Below are 16028 nucleotides of genomic sequence, written 5' to 3' on the forward strand. Positions count from 1 at the left end.
CATCATGATTCCCCTTCACGACATGTTGATCTTCATCGCCGCAGCCTTGCTGATGGTGCTGACCCCCGGCCCCAACATGATCTACCTGATCTCCCGTTCGATCTGCCAGGGGCGCCGGGCAGGCGTGACCTCGCTGGTCGGCGTGGTGGCCGGCTTCTTCGTCCACCTGTTCGCCGCGGCGATCGGCCTGACCGCGGTCTTCATGGCGGTGCCGGTGGCCTATGAAGTGCTCAAGTGGGTCGGCGCCCTGTACCTGATGTGGCTGGCCTGGCAGGCCCTGAAGCCGGGCGCGCGTTCGCCGTTCGAGGCGCAGCAGTTGCCGCCGGATTCGTCGCGCAAACTGATCCTGATGGGCTTTCTCACCAGCGCCCTGAACCCGAAGATCGCGGTGTTCTACCTGTCGGTCTTTCCCCAGTTCATCAGCCCGGAACACGGTTCGGTGTTCACCCAGAGCATCATCCTCGGCCTGACCCAGATCAGCGTGAGCTTCAGCGTCAACCTGCTGATCGCGCTGTTCGCTTCGGGCATCGCCGCCTGGTTCGTGCACAACCCGCTGTGGCTGGCGACCCAACGGTATTTCATGGGCTTCGTGCTGGCCGGGCTGGCGGTGCGTCTGCTGCTGGAACAACGCCAGACGGTCTGACCGTTTCATTCACCTGCGGCCCGGGGGCCTCGACCGACCATGTCCATCCAGCGCCTCGATGCCGGTCACGCCGCTGCCTACCGTGCGCTGATGCTCGAAGCCTACGAGCATCATCCGCAGGCCTTTACTTCCAGTGTCGCCGAACGTGCGGCGATGCCCTTGAGTTGGTGGGAGTCGCGGCTGAGCAGCCCGCTGGACCTGCTGCTGGGGGCTTTCGAGGATGGCGAACTGATGGGCATCGTCGGCCTGGCGTTCGAGGTCCGGGAAAAAGCCCGGCACAAGGCCACGTTGTTCGGCCTGTATGTGGCGCCGCCTTATCGCCACGGCGGCCTGGGTTACCGGCTGGTCCAGGCGCTGCTGCAGGAGGCGCGCAAACGCCCCGGGGTGCGGCTGGTACAGCTGACGGTCACCGCCGGCAACGACGCCGCCCTGGCGCTGTACCAGCGTTGCGGTTTCGTCCAGTTCGGCCTGGAGCCGCTGGCGGTGCGGGTGGGCGTCGAGTACTTCGACAAGCTCCACCTGTGGCGTGAAGTTGTCTCCCCCCTCTGAAAGTCCCCGTTCCTACAGGCCGAATACCGCTTTTCAACGCACCGCGCTGACCCCGTCCAGGGTCGAGAACGAGGTGTCCTTGGCGGTCAGCAGGAAGTCGCGCATATAGGGCGCATCCAGCATGTCGGCGCGGATCGCCGCGTACAGCGTGGCGAACAGGCCTTTTTCCCCCAGGCGCTTGGCCTTTACATAGCCCCGCGAGCTGTATTCATGCAGCGCCCAGTGGGGCATGCCGCACACTCCACGACCGCTGGCCACCAGTTGCATCATCATCACCGTCAGCTCCGAGGTGCGGACCTGGGCCGGTTCGATGTCGGCGGGCTCCAGGAAGCGGGTGAAGATATCCAGGCGATCGCGTTCCACCGGGTAGGTGATCAGGGTTTCGCTGAGCAGGTCTTCCGGAACGATGTAGGGTTTGCTGGCCAGGCGGTGCTGGTTGGCCACCGCCAGCATGGCTTCGTAGGTGAACAGCGGCACGTAGGTGATGCCCGCCAGTTCCAGCGGGTCGGAGGTCACCACCAGGTCCAGGTCGCCACGGGCCAGGGCCGGCAGCGGGGCGAAGGAGAAACCGGAGGCCAGGTCCAGCTCGACTTCCGGCCAGGCGTCGCGGAACTGGTCGATGGTCGGCATCAGCCACTGGAAGCAGCTGTGGCATTCGATGGCCATGTGCAGGCGCCCGGCGGTACCGCCGGCCAGGCGGGAAATGTCCCGTTCGGCGGCGCGTAACAGCGGCAGGGTGGCGTCCGCCAGTTGCAGCAGGCGCAGGCCGGCGCTGGTGAAACGCACCGGCTTGGTCTTGCGCACGAACAGCGGCATGCCCATGCGCTCTTCCAGTTCCTTGAACTGGTGGGACAGGGCGGACTGGGTCAGGTGCAGGCGTTCGGCGGCTTCGACCAGGCTGTCGGCTTCGCGCAGGGCGTGCAGGGTCTTCAGGTGACGGATTTCGAGCACTAGGGGCTCCATGAGTAAATTTTGTGATCAACACGAAAAGGTTGAGTTTGTCTCATGTTGGGTTGGCTGTCGACAATAGCGCCATCTTTTACCGGGAGGAACCCACTCATGGCCTTGGCCCACACCCTTGGTTTTCCGCGCATCGGCGCCGACCGCGAATTGAAAAAAGCCCTCGAATCCTACTGGAAGGGCGACCTCGACCGGCAGGCGCTGCAAGACGTCGGACGCCAGCTGCGGGCCCGGCACTGGCAGCTGCAAAAGGACGCCGGCATCGACCTGCTGCCGGTGGGCGACTTCGCCTGGTACGACCAGGTGCTGACTCACTCGCTGACCTTCGGTGTGGTTCCCGAGCGCTTCGACAGCAGCCAGGACGCCCAGGGCCAGCCGACCCTCGACACCCTGTTCGCCATGGCCCGCGGTGCCTCGGCGGGCTGCTGTGGCGGCGATCACGCCAAGACCCAGTACGCCCAGGAACTGACCAAGTGGTTCGACACCAACTACCACTACCTGGTCCCGGAATTCAGCGCCGGCCAGTCGTTCAAGCTGAGCTGGGAGCAGCTGTTCGACGAGGTCGACGAGGCTCACGCCCTGGGGCATCGGGTCAAGCCGGTGATCATCGGCCCGCTGACCTACCTGTGGCTGGGCAAGGCCAAGGGCAACGATTTCAACAAGCTCGAGCTACTGGAACGCCTGCTGCCGGTCTACGGTGAAATCCTCAACCGCCTCAAGGCCCAGGGCGTGGAGTGGGTGCAGATCGACGAACCGATCCTGACCCTCGACCTGCCGCAGGAATGGAAGAGCGCCTTCGAGCGGGCCTACCACATCCTCCAGTACTCGCCGCTGAAAAAGCTGGTGGCCACCTACTTCAGCGGCCTGCAGGACAACCTCGGGCTGGCCGTCGGCCTGCCGGTGGACGGCCTGCACATCGACGCCGTGCGGGCGCCGGAGCAACTGACCCAGGTGCTCGACCGCCTGCCGACCTACAAGATTCTGTCCGTGGGCCTGGTCAACGGCCGCAACGTCTGGCGTTGCGAGCTGGAGCAGGCGCTGGCGCAGCTGCAAGCGGCGCAGGAACGTTTTGGCGACAACCTGTGGGTCAGCAGTTCCTGCTCCCTGTTGCACAGCCCGGTGGACTTGTCCCGGGAAGACCAGCTGGATGCCGAGCTGAAAAGCTGGCTGGCCTTTGCCGTGCAGAAATGCGGTGAGATCTCGGTGCTGCGTGACGCCCTGAACGATCCCCAGGCCCCGGCGGTGCAAGCGGCCCTGGTCGCAAGCCGCCAGGTGCAGGCCAGCCGCGCGCGGTCGCCGCGCATCCACAAGGCCGAGGTCCAGGCGCGGCTCAAGGCGGTCAGCGCCGCCGATAGCCAGCGTCATTCGCCCTTTGCCCAGCGCATTGCCCGGCAGCATGCCCGCTTGAAGCTGCCGGTGTTCCCGACCACCACCATCGGTTCGTTCCCGCAGACCGCCTCGATCCGCCTGGCCCGCCAGGCATTCAAGCAGGGCAAGCTGTCGAACAACGACTACACCGATGCCATGCGCTGCGAAATCCGCCATGCGGTGCAGGTCCAGGAGCGCCTGGGGCTGGACGTGCTGGTGCACGGCGAGGCCGAGCGCAACGACATGGTCGAGTACTTCGCCGAGCAACTGGACGGCTACCTGTTCACCCGCTTCGGCTGGGTGCAGAGCTACGGTTCGCGCTGCGTGAAACCAGCGGTGATCTACGGCGACCTGAGCCGCCCGCGGGCCATGACCATTGACTGGATCAGCTACGCCCAGAGCCTGACCGACAAGGTGATGAAGGGCATGCTCACCGGGCCGGTGACCATGCTGATGTGGTCCTTCCCCCGCGAGGACGTGCCGCGTGAAGTACAGGCGCGGCAACTGGCGCTGGCCTTGCGCGATGAGGTGGTGGACCTGGAAAAGGCCGGGATCAAGATCGTGCAGATCGACGAGGCGGCGTTCCGCGAGGGCCTGCCGCTGCGCCGGGCGGACTGGCAGCCGTACCTGGACTGGGCGGTGGAAGCTTTCCGCCTGACCGCCTCTGGGGTGCGCGACGATACCCAGATCCACACCCACATGTGCTACAGCGAGTTCAACGACGTGATCCAGGCCATCGCGGCCATGGATGCCGACGTGATCACCATCGAGACGTCGCGTTCGGACATGGAGTTGCTGGAGGCGTTCGAAGCCTTCGACTACCCGAACGACATCGGCCCGGGGGTGTATGACATCCACTCGCCGCGGGTGCCGGACACCGCCGAGATGGTCAAGCTGATGAGCAAGGCGGCCCGGCGCATCCCCGCCGAGCGCTTGTGGGTCAACCCGGACTGCGGCCTGAAGACCCGCGCCTGGCCGGAGACCGAAGCCGCCCTGGTCAACATGGTCGCCGCCGCCCGTCAGTTGCGTAACCAGCAGGCCTGAATGCACCCATAGCCCCTGTAGCCGCTGCCGAAGGCTGCGATAAGGCCCGAAGGGCCTTCAGCGAACTCAAGATCGCTACGTCCCTTCGGGCCGATCGCAGCCTGCGGCAGCGGCTACAGGGTTTTATGACCGCTGGGCGATCTTCATCAAACTGTCACGTAACTGTGGCAGCGCGCTCGATCAAAGTTCATCAGACTCGCGTTCTACTGGGCTTCTGCGTTTCGGTGTTTCTTCATGTGGGCAAGATTTTTTTCAACGACTGTTTTCCTGGCTGCGCTGTTGCTCGGCCTGCCGTCTCAGGCGGCGTCTCGCTGTGATGTCAACGTACCGACCCAACGGGTCGAACTGGAGCAGGTGAGCCTGGCCTACCAGAGCATCGGCCGTGCCTCCGATCCGGCCCTGCTGCTGGTGATGGGCCTGGGCGGGCAGTTGATCCACTGGCCGGACGAAGTGGTCGTTGCCCTGTGCCAGCAGGGTTTTCGGGTGATCCGTTACGACAACCGCGACGTCGGCCTGTCCACCTGGCGCCAGGCGCCGGTCAGCGCCAACCTGACGTTCGAGGTGCTGCGCTACAAGCTCGGCCTGCCGGTGGCCGCGCCCTACAGCCTGACCGACATGGCCGACGATGCCCTGGGCCTGATGAATGCCCTGCAGGTCGAGCAATTCCATGTCCTGGGCGCGAGCATGGGCGGGATGATCGCCCAGCACCTGGCGGCCATGGCGCCGCAACGGGTCGAGAGCCTGACCCTGATCATGACCAGCTCCGGCGCCGAAGGCCTGCCGGCGCCCAATGCGGCGCTGGTGCAACTGTTGTCGCGGCGCGGCGCGCCGAACCGTGAGGTGGCGCTGGAGCAACAGGCCGACCTGCTGGCCGCCCTCGGCAGCCCGCAGGTCACCGACGATCGGCAGGCGCTGCTGCATCAGGCGGCGGAGGCCTATGACCGGGCCTTCAACCCGGAAGGGGTGAAGCGCCAGATCATGGCGATCCTCGCCGAACCGAGCCGGGTGGCCCTGCTCAACCAGCTGCGCGTGCCGACCCTGGTGGTGCATGGCACCGCCGATCCGCTGCTGCCGGTGATGCACGGCGTGCACCTGGCCGCGCATATCCAGGGCAGCCAATTGAAGCTGATTCCGGGCCTGGCCCATCGTTTCCAGGAAGCCTTCAAGGCGCCGTTGCTGGCGGCGGTGTTGCCGTACCTGCAACGCCATCGCGAAGACACTTCGCACTGGGCGCAGATCGAGCCGCTGCCTGCGCCGAACCTGCTCTGACCCCGGCTTCCGTAGGAGCCAGGCTTGCGGGCGATGCAGGCACCGCTGCGTGTCTGGAGTACCACTATCGGGGGTAAGCTTCGTTCCTACAGTTGGATCAGTTGGCTGGAACGGCAGGCCGCACCTGGGGGTGAATAGAAAATATATCAATATGCCACTATGGTTTTTGCAATGACAGCCGACACAGGCAGCGTCATTCTTAATTCATAGGGACTTGATTCATGAGTTTTCGTATCTTACGTACTTGGGGTGTGCTGACTTTGTTGGCCTGCCTGGCACTTACCGGCTGTGCCAACGTGCAGCAACCGATTGCCCTGGACCAGCAGTTCTGGGGGGCCAAGGAGCCGACTATCGGCGTGGCCATCACTGTGTTGCCTGCTCCCGAGCTCATGCTGACGGGTAGCCAGGGGTTGCTGGATGTGGCTATCAACAAGGGCGTCAACAGCAAGCTCAGCGACAACGTCAAAACCTGGGAAGTGCGCGACCTCGACACCCTGCCGGACGTGATCGTGGCCAAGTTGCAAGCCAAGGGCTACAAGGCCAAGCGCATCATCGACCAGATCGACCTGAAGAATTACAAAAACATCTCGTTCCGCGAAGGCTATATGACCAAGGACATGACTCCGATGAAAGCCATGTATGGGGTCGATCGTCTGTTATTGGTGAACGTTTTTGTAACCGGTGCCACCCGTAGCTACTACAGCCTCGTCCCGACCAGCGTGCCGATGGCCCAGGTGGGTGGGCAGGGCATGGTGGTCGATCTGGCTGACAACAAACTGCTGTGGTTCCAGCCGTTCGCCGCAGTGCAGGCGGCCCAGGGCGAATGGGATGAGCCGAACTACGCCAACCTGTCCAACGCTTTCTACCAGGCCATTGATAACAGCCGCCAGCAAATGATTACGCCGTTCTCGCAATGAAAGGCTGGTTGACTGTTGCCCTGGCGTTGTTGCTGGCATCAGGTGGCTGTGCGCAGAAAGCACTGCCGCCGGCCGGCTTCAAGGATCAGGGGGCGTTGCCCTATGTGCAGAAGCATGGGCTCAAGCTCGAGGTGCTGCTCAACGAGCAGGACTTCGTCGGCGCCAGCACTGTGATCGATATCAAGGACGCGACCCGCGCTGCGTCTGCCAGCAATACACTGCTGCAAAGCTCCGGGGCCAGTGCTGGCCTGGCCGGAGTGCTGGTGGCCAGCCTGATCAATACGCAAATGGGCAGCGGCAGTTTGCAGCGCGAGGCCGAACAGGCCGCGCACAACGAGTCACGGCCGATGGCCACGTTGCTCGGTGGGATGCCGTTGCAGACACGCCTGCAACAGCGCTATCAGGAGGCTTCACAAGCCGCTGGCCTGAAGCAGGGCGAAGGGGCAATCACCGCCCGTTTGCTTGTCGAGCCCAAGCTGATGTTGGGGCCTGATCGCGGCAGTTTTGTGCTGATCAATCAGGTTCGGATCGAGGACATCGCGGGCTCCGCGCTGTACCGCACCCGGATCGAAGTGGTCAGCCAGCCATTCCGTCGCTGCGGTGCGCAGTGCATCGATGACGGCGGTCTGGAACTGGATAAGGTGCTGGCCTTGCTCGACGAGTGTGTCGAGGAGTCGATGCGTGTGCTGGCGGCCGATCTGAGCCAGCCGGCGAGGCCGGCGGCCCAGGAAACCCTGCGTTACGTGCTTGACGGTCAGCGGGTGGTCGAGCGTGGTTATCAGTTGGCGGGTAATGGCAGTTACTCGCGCTACCGTAATCTGCAGGGCGCTGTGAAGTCAGTGCCGGTGGCCTTCGAGGATGCGCTCACCGAAGAGCAACTGCAGAAAATCTACGGACAGTAGAACTCCGTGCTGAGCCCTTAGCGAACGATCTTGTCGACCTGGATCCCGAGTTTTTTCAGGCGGTACCAGAAACTGCGTTCGGAAATGCCGATCAGCTGCGCGGCGGCGGCCTGCACGCCGTTGCTCTGTTGCAGGGCGGCGAGGATGTAGGCTTTCTCCACTTCGGCCAGGGCCGCGTCCAGGTCGCTGGGCACGCTGAGGCTGTCGCCGGGCAGGGCACTGGCTCCGGCGTTCATCGGCGGTGAGCTGAACAGATAACCCGGCAGATCGCTTTCCTCGATCACCGCGCCCGCAGCGACTATGGTCGCGCGCTCGACGCAGTTCTGCAGTTCGCGGATATTGCCCGGCCAGGCGTAATTGGCCATGGCCAGCAGGGCCTGCGGGCTGAAGCCGGTGATGCGTTTGCCGGCGGTGGCGCCCAGGGTGTGGGCGAAGTGCCGGGCCAGGGGGGCGATATCCTCGACCCGCTCGCGCAGGGCGGGCAGGGGGATCGGGAAGACATTGAGGCGGTAATACAGGTCTTCGCGAAACTCCTTGTTGGCCACCGCCTCCAGCAGGTTCTTGTTGGTGGCGGCGATCACCCGCACATCGACCTTGCGCTCGCGCGGGTCGCCCACCGGCTCGATCACCCGCTCCTGCAAGGCGCGCAGGATCTTCGCCTGCAGGGCCAGAGGCATGTCGCCGACCTCATCGAGGAACAGCGTGCCCTTGTCCGCCTGCTGAAAGCGCCCGACCCGGTCGGCCACGGCGCCGGTGAAGGCGCCCTTGCGATGGCCGAACATTTCGCTTTCCAGCAGGCCTTCGGGGATCGCCGCGCAGTTGACCGCGACAAAGGGTTTGTTGGCGCGGTTGCCGTGCTGGTGGATGGCCCGGGCGACCATCTCCTTGCCGGTGCCGCTTTCGCCGGTCAGCAGGATGGTGGCGTTGCTTTCGCGCACCGAGTCCACCGCTTGCAGGACCTGGCGGAAAGTCGGGCTGTCGCCCACCAGGCTGTCGAACTGCCGGTGCTCGTCGAGCTCGGCGCGCATGCGCTGGTTGTCTTTGAGGATGTCGCGAAACTGCAGGGCCTTGCTGACGGTGATGTCCAGCTCGTCGATGTCGAAGGGCTTGGCGATGTAGTCGTAGGCGCCGTTGCGCATCGACTGCACGGCGTTTTTCACCGTGCTGTAGGCGGTCATGACGATCACCGGGATCTGCGGGTAGCGCTGCTTGATCTCGGCCAGCAGCTGCGGGCCGTCCATGCCGGGCATGCGCCAGTCGCTGATCACCAGGTCGATCTCTTCCTGCTCCAATACCTTGAGCGCATGCAGGCCGTTGCCGGCGGTGAACACCTGGATGCCGTCCTGGCTCAGCGCCGAGGACAGCAGGTCGCAAAGCTTGGGCTCGTCGTCGACCACCAGCAGGTTATGCGTCATGGCTGGGCCTTTTGCTCGTCTTGATCATCTTCGTCGTCCTCACCTTTGGCCGGAATGTACAGGCTGAAGGTGGCGCCGGCATCTATTTCGCTGCTGCATTCGATGTGCCCGTCATGGTTTTCCATGATCGAGAACACCTTGGCCAGGCCCAGCCCGGTGCCCGAGGCCTTGGTGGTGACGAAGGGGGTGAAGATGCGTTCGAGCATGTCCGGCTCGATGCCCTGGCCGGTGTCGGCGACCCGCAGGATGGTGTGCTCGGCGTCCTGGGCGATGCCCAGGGTCAGGCGTCCGCCGGCGGGCATGGCGTCGATGGCGTTGAGGATCAGGTTCAGGCAGGCCTGCTTGAGCTGGCGGGCGTCGGCGTACAGGGTCGCGCCCGGCGCCTGGTCGTCGATCCGGGCGTCGATCTTGTGGCTGGCCAGTTCCGGCTCGCAGAAGCCGATCAGTTCCTCCACCAGCGGCCGCGCCAGCAGGGTCGAGCGGATCGGCGCGCTGGGTTTGGCGAAGTCGAGGAAGTCGGTGATCAGGTCGTTGATCCGGCTGACTTCGCTGATCACGTATTCCAGGTGGCGCTTGTCGCCTTCGGGCAGGTCCGCGCGACGGTGCAGCAATTGGGTGGCGGTCTTGATGATGCCCAAAGGGTTGCGGATTTCGTGGGCCAGGCCCATGGCCACTTCGCCCAGGGCGTGCAGGCGGTCGCGACGGCGCAGCTGGGCTTCCAGGTGCTGCAGTTCGCCCAGGCGTTCGCTCATATGGTTGAAGGTGCTGCTCAGCTCCGCCAGTTCGTCGCCGCCAATCACCGGCACGCGTTGCCGGTAGTCGCCGGCGATCACCGCCTGGACCCCCTTGGACAAGCCGCGCAGGGGCATGGTCAGGCGTTTCGACACCAGCCAGCCGACGGCCAGCGACGCTGCCGAGCTGAGCAGGAAGATCAGGATGAACAGGTTGCTCTGGTTGACCAGCCCCACCAGGCTGCTGTGGCGCAGCAGGCCGCTGAAAATCACCCCCACCAGTTCGCCGCTGTCGTTGAAGATCGGCCGGTACAGCCCGCTGTAGCGGCTGGTGAACTGCTCGGTGGGTTGGCGAGTGTCGCGCAGGATGGTCTCGATCTTTTCCGGCACCTGGGTCGGGTGGTCCTCGAAGCGTTGGGTGGCGAAGATCTCGGCGAAGTCGTTGGCCTTGGCCAGGTACAGGCGCAGGTCGAGGGAGTGCACGTCGGCCACGCTGGTGAGGAAGCTGGCGTCCAGGTAGGTGGCGATCAGCAGCTGGTAGTCGATGCCGTCGAGGGTGGTCTGGAAGGTCGAGACCACCGCTCCCGTGGCCACGCCGCCGACCTGCAGGGTCTGCAGCACGGCGTTATGGGCCAGGCTGATCTGCCCGACGATATCGTCGGCGGCGGTGCTGAACACCACCTGCTGGTCGCGCTTGCGGATCAGCGCCACCACATCGATGCCCATGGAGTCGGCGATGTCGGCGGTGAGCTTGTCGTGCTTGGCGGCGTTGCGGTCGGTGGGCGGCCTGGCATAACGCAGGAACAATTGGGCGATGCGCGCGTTGTCGTGCAGGGTCTCGGTGATTTCGTCCTCGACGATCTTGGTCGACTCCTGCAGCCAGATGCGCACGTTGCTGTCGAAGATCTGCGACAGGGTGGTGGCCGCCAGCTCGGCGGCGATCATGGTGGGGATTACGCTGACCATCCAGAATGCCAGCACCAGCTTGCGCTGCAGGCTCCAGCAGGAGATGGCGAAAGGGCGAGGGGCGCGGCGGTCTTTTCTGGTCATGAACTTTCGCTTAGTGCAGCAGCCATGGCAGGGTCGGTGCGATCCGGCCGGAGAACATATTTCAGCCCTTTGAGCAGGGTGTCGAGCAGCGGGTTGCGATGCTGGAAAAACAGGCTGTTGCCGGTGAAGGTACAGCCCAGGCGCAGCTTGCTGGCATAACCGGCCTGGCCGCATTCGTAGAGCGCGATCCGGTGCTGGATACAGTAGTCAACATTGGCCATCCAGCTGCGCAAATACAGGTTGTGCTCACGACTGATATCCAGATCGTGGGCGAAGAATTTGTCGATCAGCCGGTGCTCGTCCAGCAGCACCAGGTTGAAGGCCACCAGTTGGTCGTCGACCCAGTACAGCACGCAGGCGGCCCGTTCCCCCAACTGCTGGAGGATACCGGTGAAATAGGGCGCGGGTAAGCATTCGAATTGCAGTTCGCTGCGCCGCAGGGTGGCTTCGTACAGGCGCATGGCCTCGGGCAGCACATCGTCGATGTTGTGTCGCCATTCGATTCGCAGCCCGGGCGCGCGCAACTTGCGGCGCAGGTCCTTGCGCGTGGACTTGCCCAGGGTGCCGAGGTAGGCATCCAGCGAGCCGAAGGGCACCGGCAACAGGGCGCTGGGCAGGCTGGGCATGGCTTGCAGGCCGAACGCCTGGCAGCTGGCGGCCCATTGCCGATCCTGGCTGGCGGCATCCTTGACCGCCAGCAGGCCGATGCCCTGGGCGTTGGCGTCGCGCCGGGCCAGGTGCAGCAGTTGCGCCAGCAAGGCCTGGCGGCGCACCGCGGGAATATGGCTGGCGGTGCCGGCATGGCATTGTTCGGCCACCGGCGAACCGATGGCGTACAGGCGCAGTTGCAGCAGCCCAGGCCACCAGCGTTGCAGGCGTTCGCTCAGGCGCTTGGCCGGGCCCGAGACGGTGGTGTCCAGGCGATAGCAGGTGGTGAAGGCCGGAGCGACGGCCACCAGCTTCGAATCTTCGAACACCGCCAGGTAGCGCCAACTGAAGCCCTCGATGCCGGCGTTCTGTACCGCCAGGTAATAATCCCAATCTTCCAGGGCGCCGGGAAAACAGTCGTTCCAGGCGTTGCGGTCGATGGCCTGGATGCTCGAAAAGACTTGGCTGGTGATCACGTGCGGTCCTTGAATCAGGCGAACTGGCGCAGGTCGTCGTACGCCACGGGCCGCGGGCCTGCCTGCCTTTCGATGAAGTCCGCGCTCAACTCCACCACCCGGCGGTACTGCAGGTCGACGGTGATCATGTGGTAGCAGTTGTCCAGCAGCACCTTGACCACTGGGCCGCCGAGCTTGCGCTCGACATAGTCGGCGTTCCAGCGGCTGGTGATGTCGTCCTCGATGGAGTGCAGCACCAGGGCTGGAGTGGTGATCGACGGCATGCGTTTTTTCACCACCGCGTTCATCCGGTGCAGTTCGCGCACGGTCACCCCTTCCATGGTCAGCAGGCCGGCACTGCTGCTTTCGCCGGCCTTCATCTGCCGCTCGACCACCGCCCGCAGGCGCTTGTTCTTGATGCCGTACGGCGGCTTCTCCTCGAAGCTGCAGATGTGCACGCCGAACGGGATCTTCATCAGCAGCGGGGTGAGGAACGCCAGCTTGTTGATGCTCCAGCCGTCGTACTTGAGAGTGGTCGAATACATCAGCAGGCCGCTGACCTGGCCCGGGTGTTCCGAGGCCAGGTACATGGACATGACGGCGCCCATCGACAGGCCGCCGACGAACACCTGCCGGTGGCGGCGACGGATGCCGACGAAGGTCCGGCGCACGCCCTCGTACCAGTCCTGCCAGCCGGTGGCCTGCAGGTCGGCGTTGTTGCCGCAGTGCCCGGCCAGGGTCGGCACGTACACCGTGCACCCCGCGTTGGCCAGGCCGACGGCCACCCGACGCAGTTCCGTCGGGGTGCCGGTGAGGCCGTGGATCAACAACACCGCGACCTCGCCACTGCCGAGCACGAACCCGGCATCGCCCTGGCCCAGGTCGATGCCTTCGTCCAGATCGATCAGTGCGCTCATCGCTTCATGGCCCGGTCCAGCAGACGGTCGAGCAGGGCGATGCCGAGGTCGATCTCCGCGTAGCTGATTTCCAGCGAGGGGGCCAGGGTGATGACGTTCTTGTAGTAGCCGCCCACATCGAGAATCAGCCCCAGGCGCTGGCCATTGATTTCGATGTCGCCCTTCATGCCTTCCTCGACCATGTAGTCCAGGGTCGCCTTGTCCGGGGTGAAACCGTCGGTGGCGCAGATCTCGCAGCGCAGCGCCAGGCCCAGGCCGTCGACGTCGCCGATGATCGGGTAGCGCTTCTGCAGGTCTTGCAATCCGGCCAGGAAGTACTTGCCCTTGTCCATGACCATCGCGCCGTAGTCGATTTCGCTGGTCATCTTGAACATTTCCAGGCCCACCGCGGTGCCCAGCGGGTTGGAGGCGAAGGTCGAGTGGGTCGAACCCGGCGGGAACACCTTGGGGTTGATCAGCTCTTCGCGGGCCCAGATGCCGCCCAGGGGGTTGAGGCCGTTGGTCAGGGCCTTGCCGAAGACGATCACGTCCGGCTTGACGTCGAAGTGCTCGATCGACCACAGCTTGCCGGTGCGGTAGAAGCCCATCTGGATCTCGTCGACCACCATCAGGATGCCGTGCTGGTCGAGCACATGCTTGAGCTCGCTGTAGAAGTTCATCGGCGGGATCACGTAGCCGCCGGTGCCCTGGATCGGCTCGACGTAGAAGGCGGCGTATTCGCTCTGGCCGACTTTCGGGTCCCACACGCCATTGTATTCGGTCTCGAACAGCCGGGCGAACTGCTGCACGCAGTGGCTGCCGTACTCTTCCTTGGTCATGCCCTTGGGGCCGCGGAAGTGGTAGGGGAAGGGAATGAAGTTGGCGCGCTCGCCGAAGTGGCCGTAGCGGCGACGGTAGCGGTAGCTGGAGGTGATCGACGAAGCGCCGAGGGTACGGCCGTGGTAGCCGCCTTCGAAGGCGAACATCAGGCTCTTGCCGTTGGTGGCGTTACGCACGACTTTCAGCGAGTCCTCGATGGACTGCGAGCCGCCGACGTTGAAGTGCACGCGGCCGTCGAGACCGAACTTCTTCTTGGCATCGACCGCGATCATTTCCGAGAGCTCGATCTTGCCCTTGTGCAGGTACTGGCTGGCGATCTGCGGCAGGGTATCGATCTGTTGCTTGAGGGCGTTGTTCAGGCGTGGGTTGGCATAGCCGAAGTTCACCGCCGAGTACCACATCTGCAGGTCGAGGTAGGCCTGGTCGCTGGTGTCCCAGACGTAGGAGCCTTCGCAGCGGCTGAAGATCCGTGGCGGTTCGATGTAGTGGACGGTGTCGCCGTAGGAGCAGTACTTGGCTTCTTTTTCCAGAAGCATCTGGTCTTCGGCGGTCGCGATACGAATGTCAGACATGGTGGAAGAGTTCCTGAGTGGGTACGCAATGTTCGGTGGTGTTGTCGAGGGTGAAGGTGCCGGCGTTGGCCGCGTCGTTGGGCAACAGCGCCAGCAGTGCCGGCAGTTCGGCGAAGGAATCGAAGGTCGCGTGGGGAATGGCGTGGCGTTGGCAGTACTCGGCCAGGCGACCCTTGGCGAACACGAAGTCGGCGCTGGCGGCCACGCACATGTCGGACTGGCCGTCGCCGATCACCAGCACCCGCTTGCCCTTGGGCGTGGATTTGCATTTGCAGTTGCCGGACGCGGCGCGGCAGGCGTCGCTGGAATGCGGGAAGTCGATGCGCCAGCTGTGCTGGTCGACCTGGCGCAGACGGTTGGCGAGGATCGGCAGCAGGCTCACGTAGTGGCGCGCGAGGATGCGCGCGATGCCTTGCTCGATGCCGTCGCTGACCACTTCCAGGGACGCGCCCAGGCCGATCACGTGATCGACGAAGTCGGGGAAGTCGGGATCGATCTCGACGCTGTCGAAGTAGGCCAGCAATTCGGCGGGCGAGGCCTTGACCAGCGCCAGTTGGCGGCTGAGGCATTCCCGGGAGCCGATATGGCCGTCCAGCCATTGTTGCTCGATGTCTTCCCAGCTCGGGTCGGCGAAGCGTTGGAGGACGTTGTCGATCACGTCGGTGCGGGTGATGGTCCCGTCGAAGTCACACACGATATGCCAGTGCATCATCTGCAGTTACCTGTTGTAGAGGAGCGCACTTTGCGCATGCCAGGCACTGGAGCAGGGACTGTGCCAAGTGGCTCAAGCCCAGGCAGGCCGGGCTTTGCGCGGGAACAAGGCGTTGGATGGGCGGGTTGGAGCTACAAATTTTGTAGCTCGCTACAAACAACATCAGTGCTTGCGGGGAAGGGGCGCGGTGGTGATTGATGCGCGCATCTTCACTTAAGGAACCCCGCGCCATGTTCAGCTTCACACGCTCCGCCCTGCTTGCCGCCCTGCTGTCTCTGGGGGCTGTCTGCGGGGCTTTCGCCGAGGACGGAGGCCAGGATGGATTGAGCGGCGCGCTGGGCCTGGGCATCGGTTACCAGCCCCATGACCCCAGCGGCAGCCGGCATGACACCGTGCCCTTGCCCTATGTCGATCTGGAGTGGGGCGATGTCAGCCTCGACACCGATGACGGCCTGACCTGGGACGCCTTCAAGGCCAAGGGTTTTAGCGCCGGGCCCTATATCAACTACCTGCCGGGACGCAACGCCAACGGCTCGCTGCGCGGCCTGCGGGATGTGCCGAACATGGCCGATGTCGGCGGCTACATCCAGTACGCGCCGGACGACTTCTGGCGCCTGTTCGCCTCCCTCGGCAGCGCAGTGGCCGCGGGCTCCGGCCAGGGCGGCCTGCTGGGCAAGGTCGGCGGCGAAATCGGTTATCCCCTGGGCCTGGGGATCATCGGCAGCAGCAACCTCACCGCGCATTTCGTCGACGCCCGGCAAACCCAGACCTTCTTTGGCATCAGCGACGCCGAAGCCCAGGCGACGGGCATCGGCCGCTACAGCGCCGGCGGCGGTTTGCAGAACCTGACCCTGACCCAGAACCTGCAGGTGCCCCTGGGCGGCAACTGGTCGTGGATGAGCAGCGCCAGCTGGATTCACCTGACAGGCTCGGCGGCCGACAGCACCCTGGTGCGCGAGCGCGGCGAAGTGAACCAGGGCCAGGTCCAGACCGCCCTCAGCTACCAGTTCTGAGGCCGGCCCTGCTGAATCCGTCGCTCCTGTAGCGGCTGCCGGAG

General features: G+C 64.4%; 14 protein-coding genes. 7 read left to right on the forward strand and 7 right to left on the reverse strand.

From position 1 onward, the window contains the following. Positions 1-4 precede the first annotated feature (4 nt). Positions 5-643 carry a LysE family translocator gene (locus CRO75_RS08065; RefSeq protein ID WP_007930534.1) on the forward strand — a complete coding sequence of 213 codons (639 nt, stop codon included), beginning with the start codon at positions 5-7 and terminating at the stop codon, positions 641-643. A 39-nt stretch (positions 644-682) separates the two neighbouring features. Then, a complete protein-coding gene (locus tag CRO75_RS08070; protein WP_007930535.1) occupies positions 683-1192 on the forward strand; it encodes a GNAT family N-acetyltransferase in 510 nt (169 codons plus the stop codon). Between the two features lie 33 nt (positions 1193-1225). On the opposite strand, the gene metR is transcribed toward CRO75_RS08070, so the two are convergent. Next, complete coding sequence (metR, locus tag CRO75_RS08075) at positions 1226-2143, reverse strand: transcriptional regulator MetR (protein ID WP_007930536.1); 918 nt, start codon at positions 2141-2143, stop codon at positions 1226-1228. Between the two features lie 108 nt (positions 2144-2251). Between metR and metE the strand changes: the two genes are divergently transcribed. The 4 genes from metE (at position 2252) to CRO75_RS08095 (ending at position 7652) form a co-directional block, all read left to right on the forward strand. Next, entirely contained in the window at positions 2252-4564 is a 2313-nt protein-coding gene (gene metE / locus CRO75_RS08080; RefSeq protein ID WP_097134936.1) for a 5-methyltetrahydropteroyltriglutamate--homocysteine S-methyltransferase, read from the forward strand. Positions 4565-4798: 234 nt separating this feature from the next. Continuing rightward, the gene (locus tag CRO75_RS08085; RefSeq protein WP_097134937.1) at positions 4799-5833 is read left to right on the forward strand and encodes an alpha/beta hydrolase; all 1035 of its coding nucleotides are present in this window, start codon (positions 4799-4801) and stop codon (positions 5831-5833) included. A gap of 221 nt (positions 5834-6054) precedes the next feature. Next, positions 6055-6750, forward strand: coding sequence for a hypothetical protein (locus tag CRO75_RS08090; RefSeq protein WP_009045392.1), 696 nt, complete (start codon positions 6055-6057; stop codon positions 6748-6750). After that, complete coding sequence (locus tag CRO75_RS08095; protein WP_097134938.1) at positions 6747-7652, forward strand: hypothetical protein; 906 nt, start codon at positions 6747-6749, stop codon at positions 7650-7652. The genes CRO75_RS08090 and CRO75_RS08095 overlap by 4 nt, the downstream gene beginning before the upstream one ends. A gap of 17 nt (positions 7653-7669) precedes the next feature. Here CRO75_RS08095 and CRO75_RS08100 read toward each other — a convergent pair whose 3' ends face one another. The 6 genes from CRO75_RS08100 to CRO75_RS08125 are packed head-to-tail and all read right to left on the reverse strand — an operon-like array spanning position 7670 to position 14971. Then, positions 7670-9067, reverse strand: coding sequence for a sigma-54 dependent transcriptional regulator (locus CRO75_RS08100; protein WP_097134939.1), 1398 nt, complete (start codon positions 9065-9067; stop codon positions 7670-7672). Beyond that, complete coding sequence (locus tag CRO75_RS08105) at positions 9064-10848, reverse strand: ATP-binding protein (protein ID WP_097134940.1); 1785 nt, start codon at positions 10846-10848, stop codon at positions 9064-9066. Before CRO75_RS08105 ends, CRO75_RS08100 begins: the two co-directional genes overlap by 4 nt. Beyond that, on the reverse strand, positions 10845-11972 hold the full coding sequence (locus CRO75_RS08110; protein WP_097134941.1) for a GNAT family N-acetyltransferase: 1128 nt from the start codon (positions 11970-11972) through the stop codon (positions 10845-10847). Before CRO75_RS08110 ends, CRO75_RS08105 begins: the two co-directional genes overlap by 4 nt. 14 nt (positions 11973-11986) lie before the next feature. Continuing rightward, positions 11987-12868 (reverse strand): alpha/beta fold hydrolase, encoded by an 882-nt coding sequence (locus CRO75_RS08115; protein WP_009045387.1) that lies wholly within the window; start codon positions 12866-12868, stop codon positions 11987-11989. Next, a complete protein-coding gene (locus CRO75_RS08120; RefSeq protein ID WP_097134942.1) occupies positions 12865-14259 on the reverse strand; it encodes an aminotransferase class III-fold pyridoxal phosphate-dependent enzyme in 1395 nt (464 codons plus the stop codon). Before CRO75_RS08120 ends, CRO75_RS08115 begins: the two co-directional genes overlap by 4 nt. Continuing rightward, positions 14252-14971 (reverse strand): MtnX-like HAD-IB family phosphatase, encoded by a 720-nt coding sequence (locus CRO75_RS08125; protein ID WP_097134943.1) that lies wholly within the window; start codon positions 14969-14971, stop codon positions 14252-14254. The genes CRO75_RS08120 and CRO75_RS08125 overlap by 8 nt, the downstream gene beginning before the upstream one ends. A 230-nt stretch (positions 14972-15201) precedes the next feature. On the opposite strand from CRO75_RS08125, the gene CRO75_RS08130 reads away from it, so the two are divergent. Continuing rightward, on the forward strand, positions 15202-15984 hold the full coding sequence (locus CRO75_RS08130) for a MipA/OmpV family protein (RefSeq protein ID WP_097134944.1): 783 nt from the start codon (positions 15202-15204) through the stop codon (positions 15982-15984). Positions 15985-16028: the final 44 nt, after the last annotated feature.

The sequence above is a fragment of the Pseudomonas sp. LAMO17WK12:I10 genome (assembly GCF_900215185.1).
Lineage (GTDB): Bacteria > Pseudomonadota > Gammaproteobacteria > Pseudomonadales > Pseudomonadaceae > Aquipseudomonas > Aquipseudomonas chlororaphis.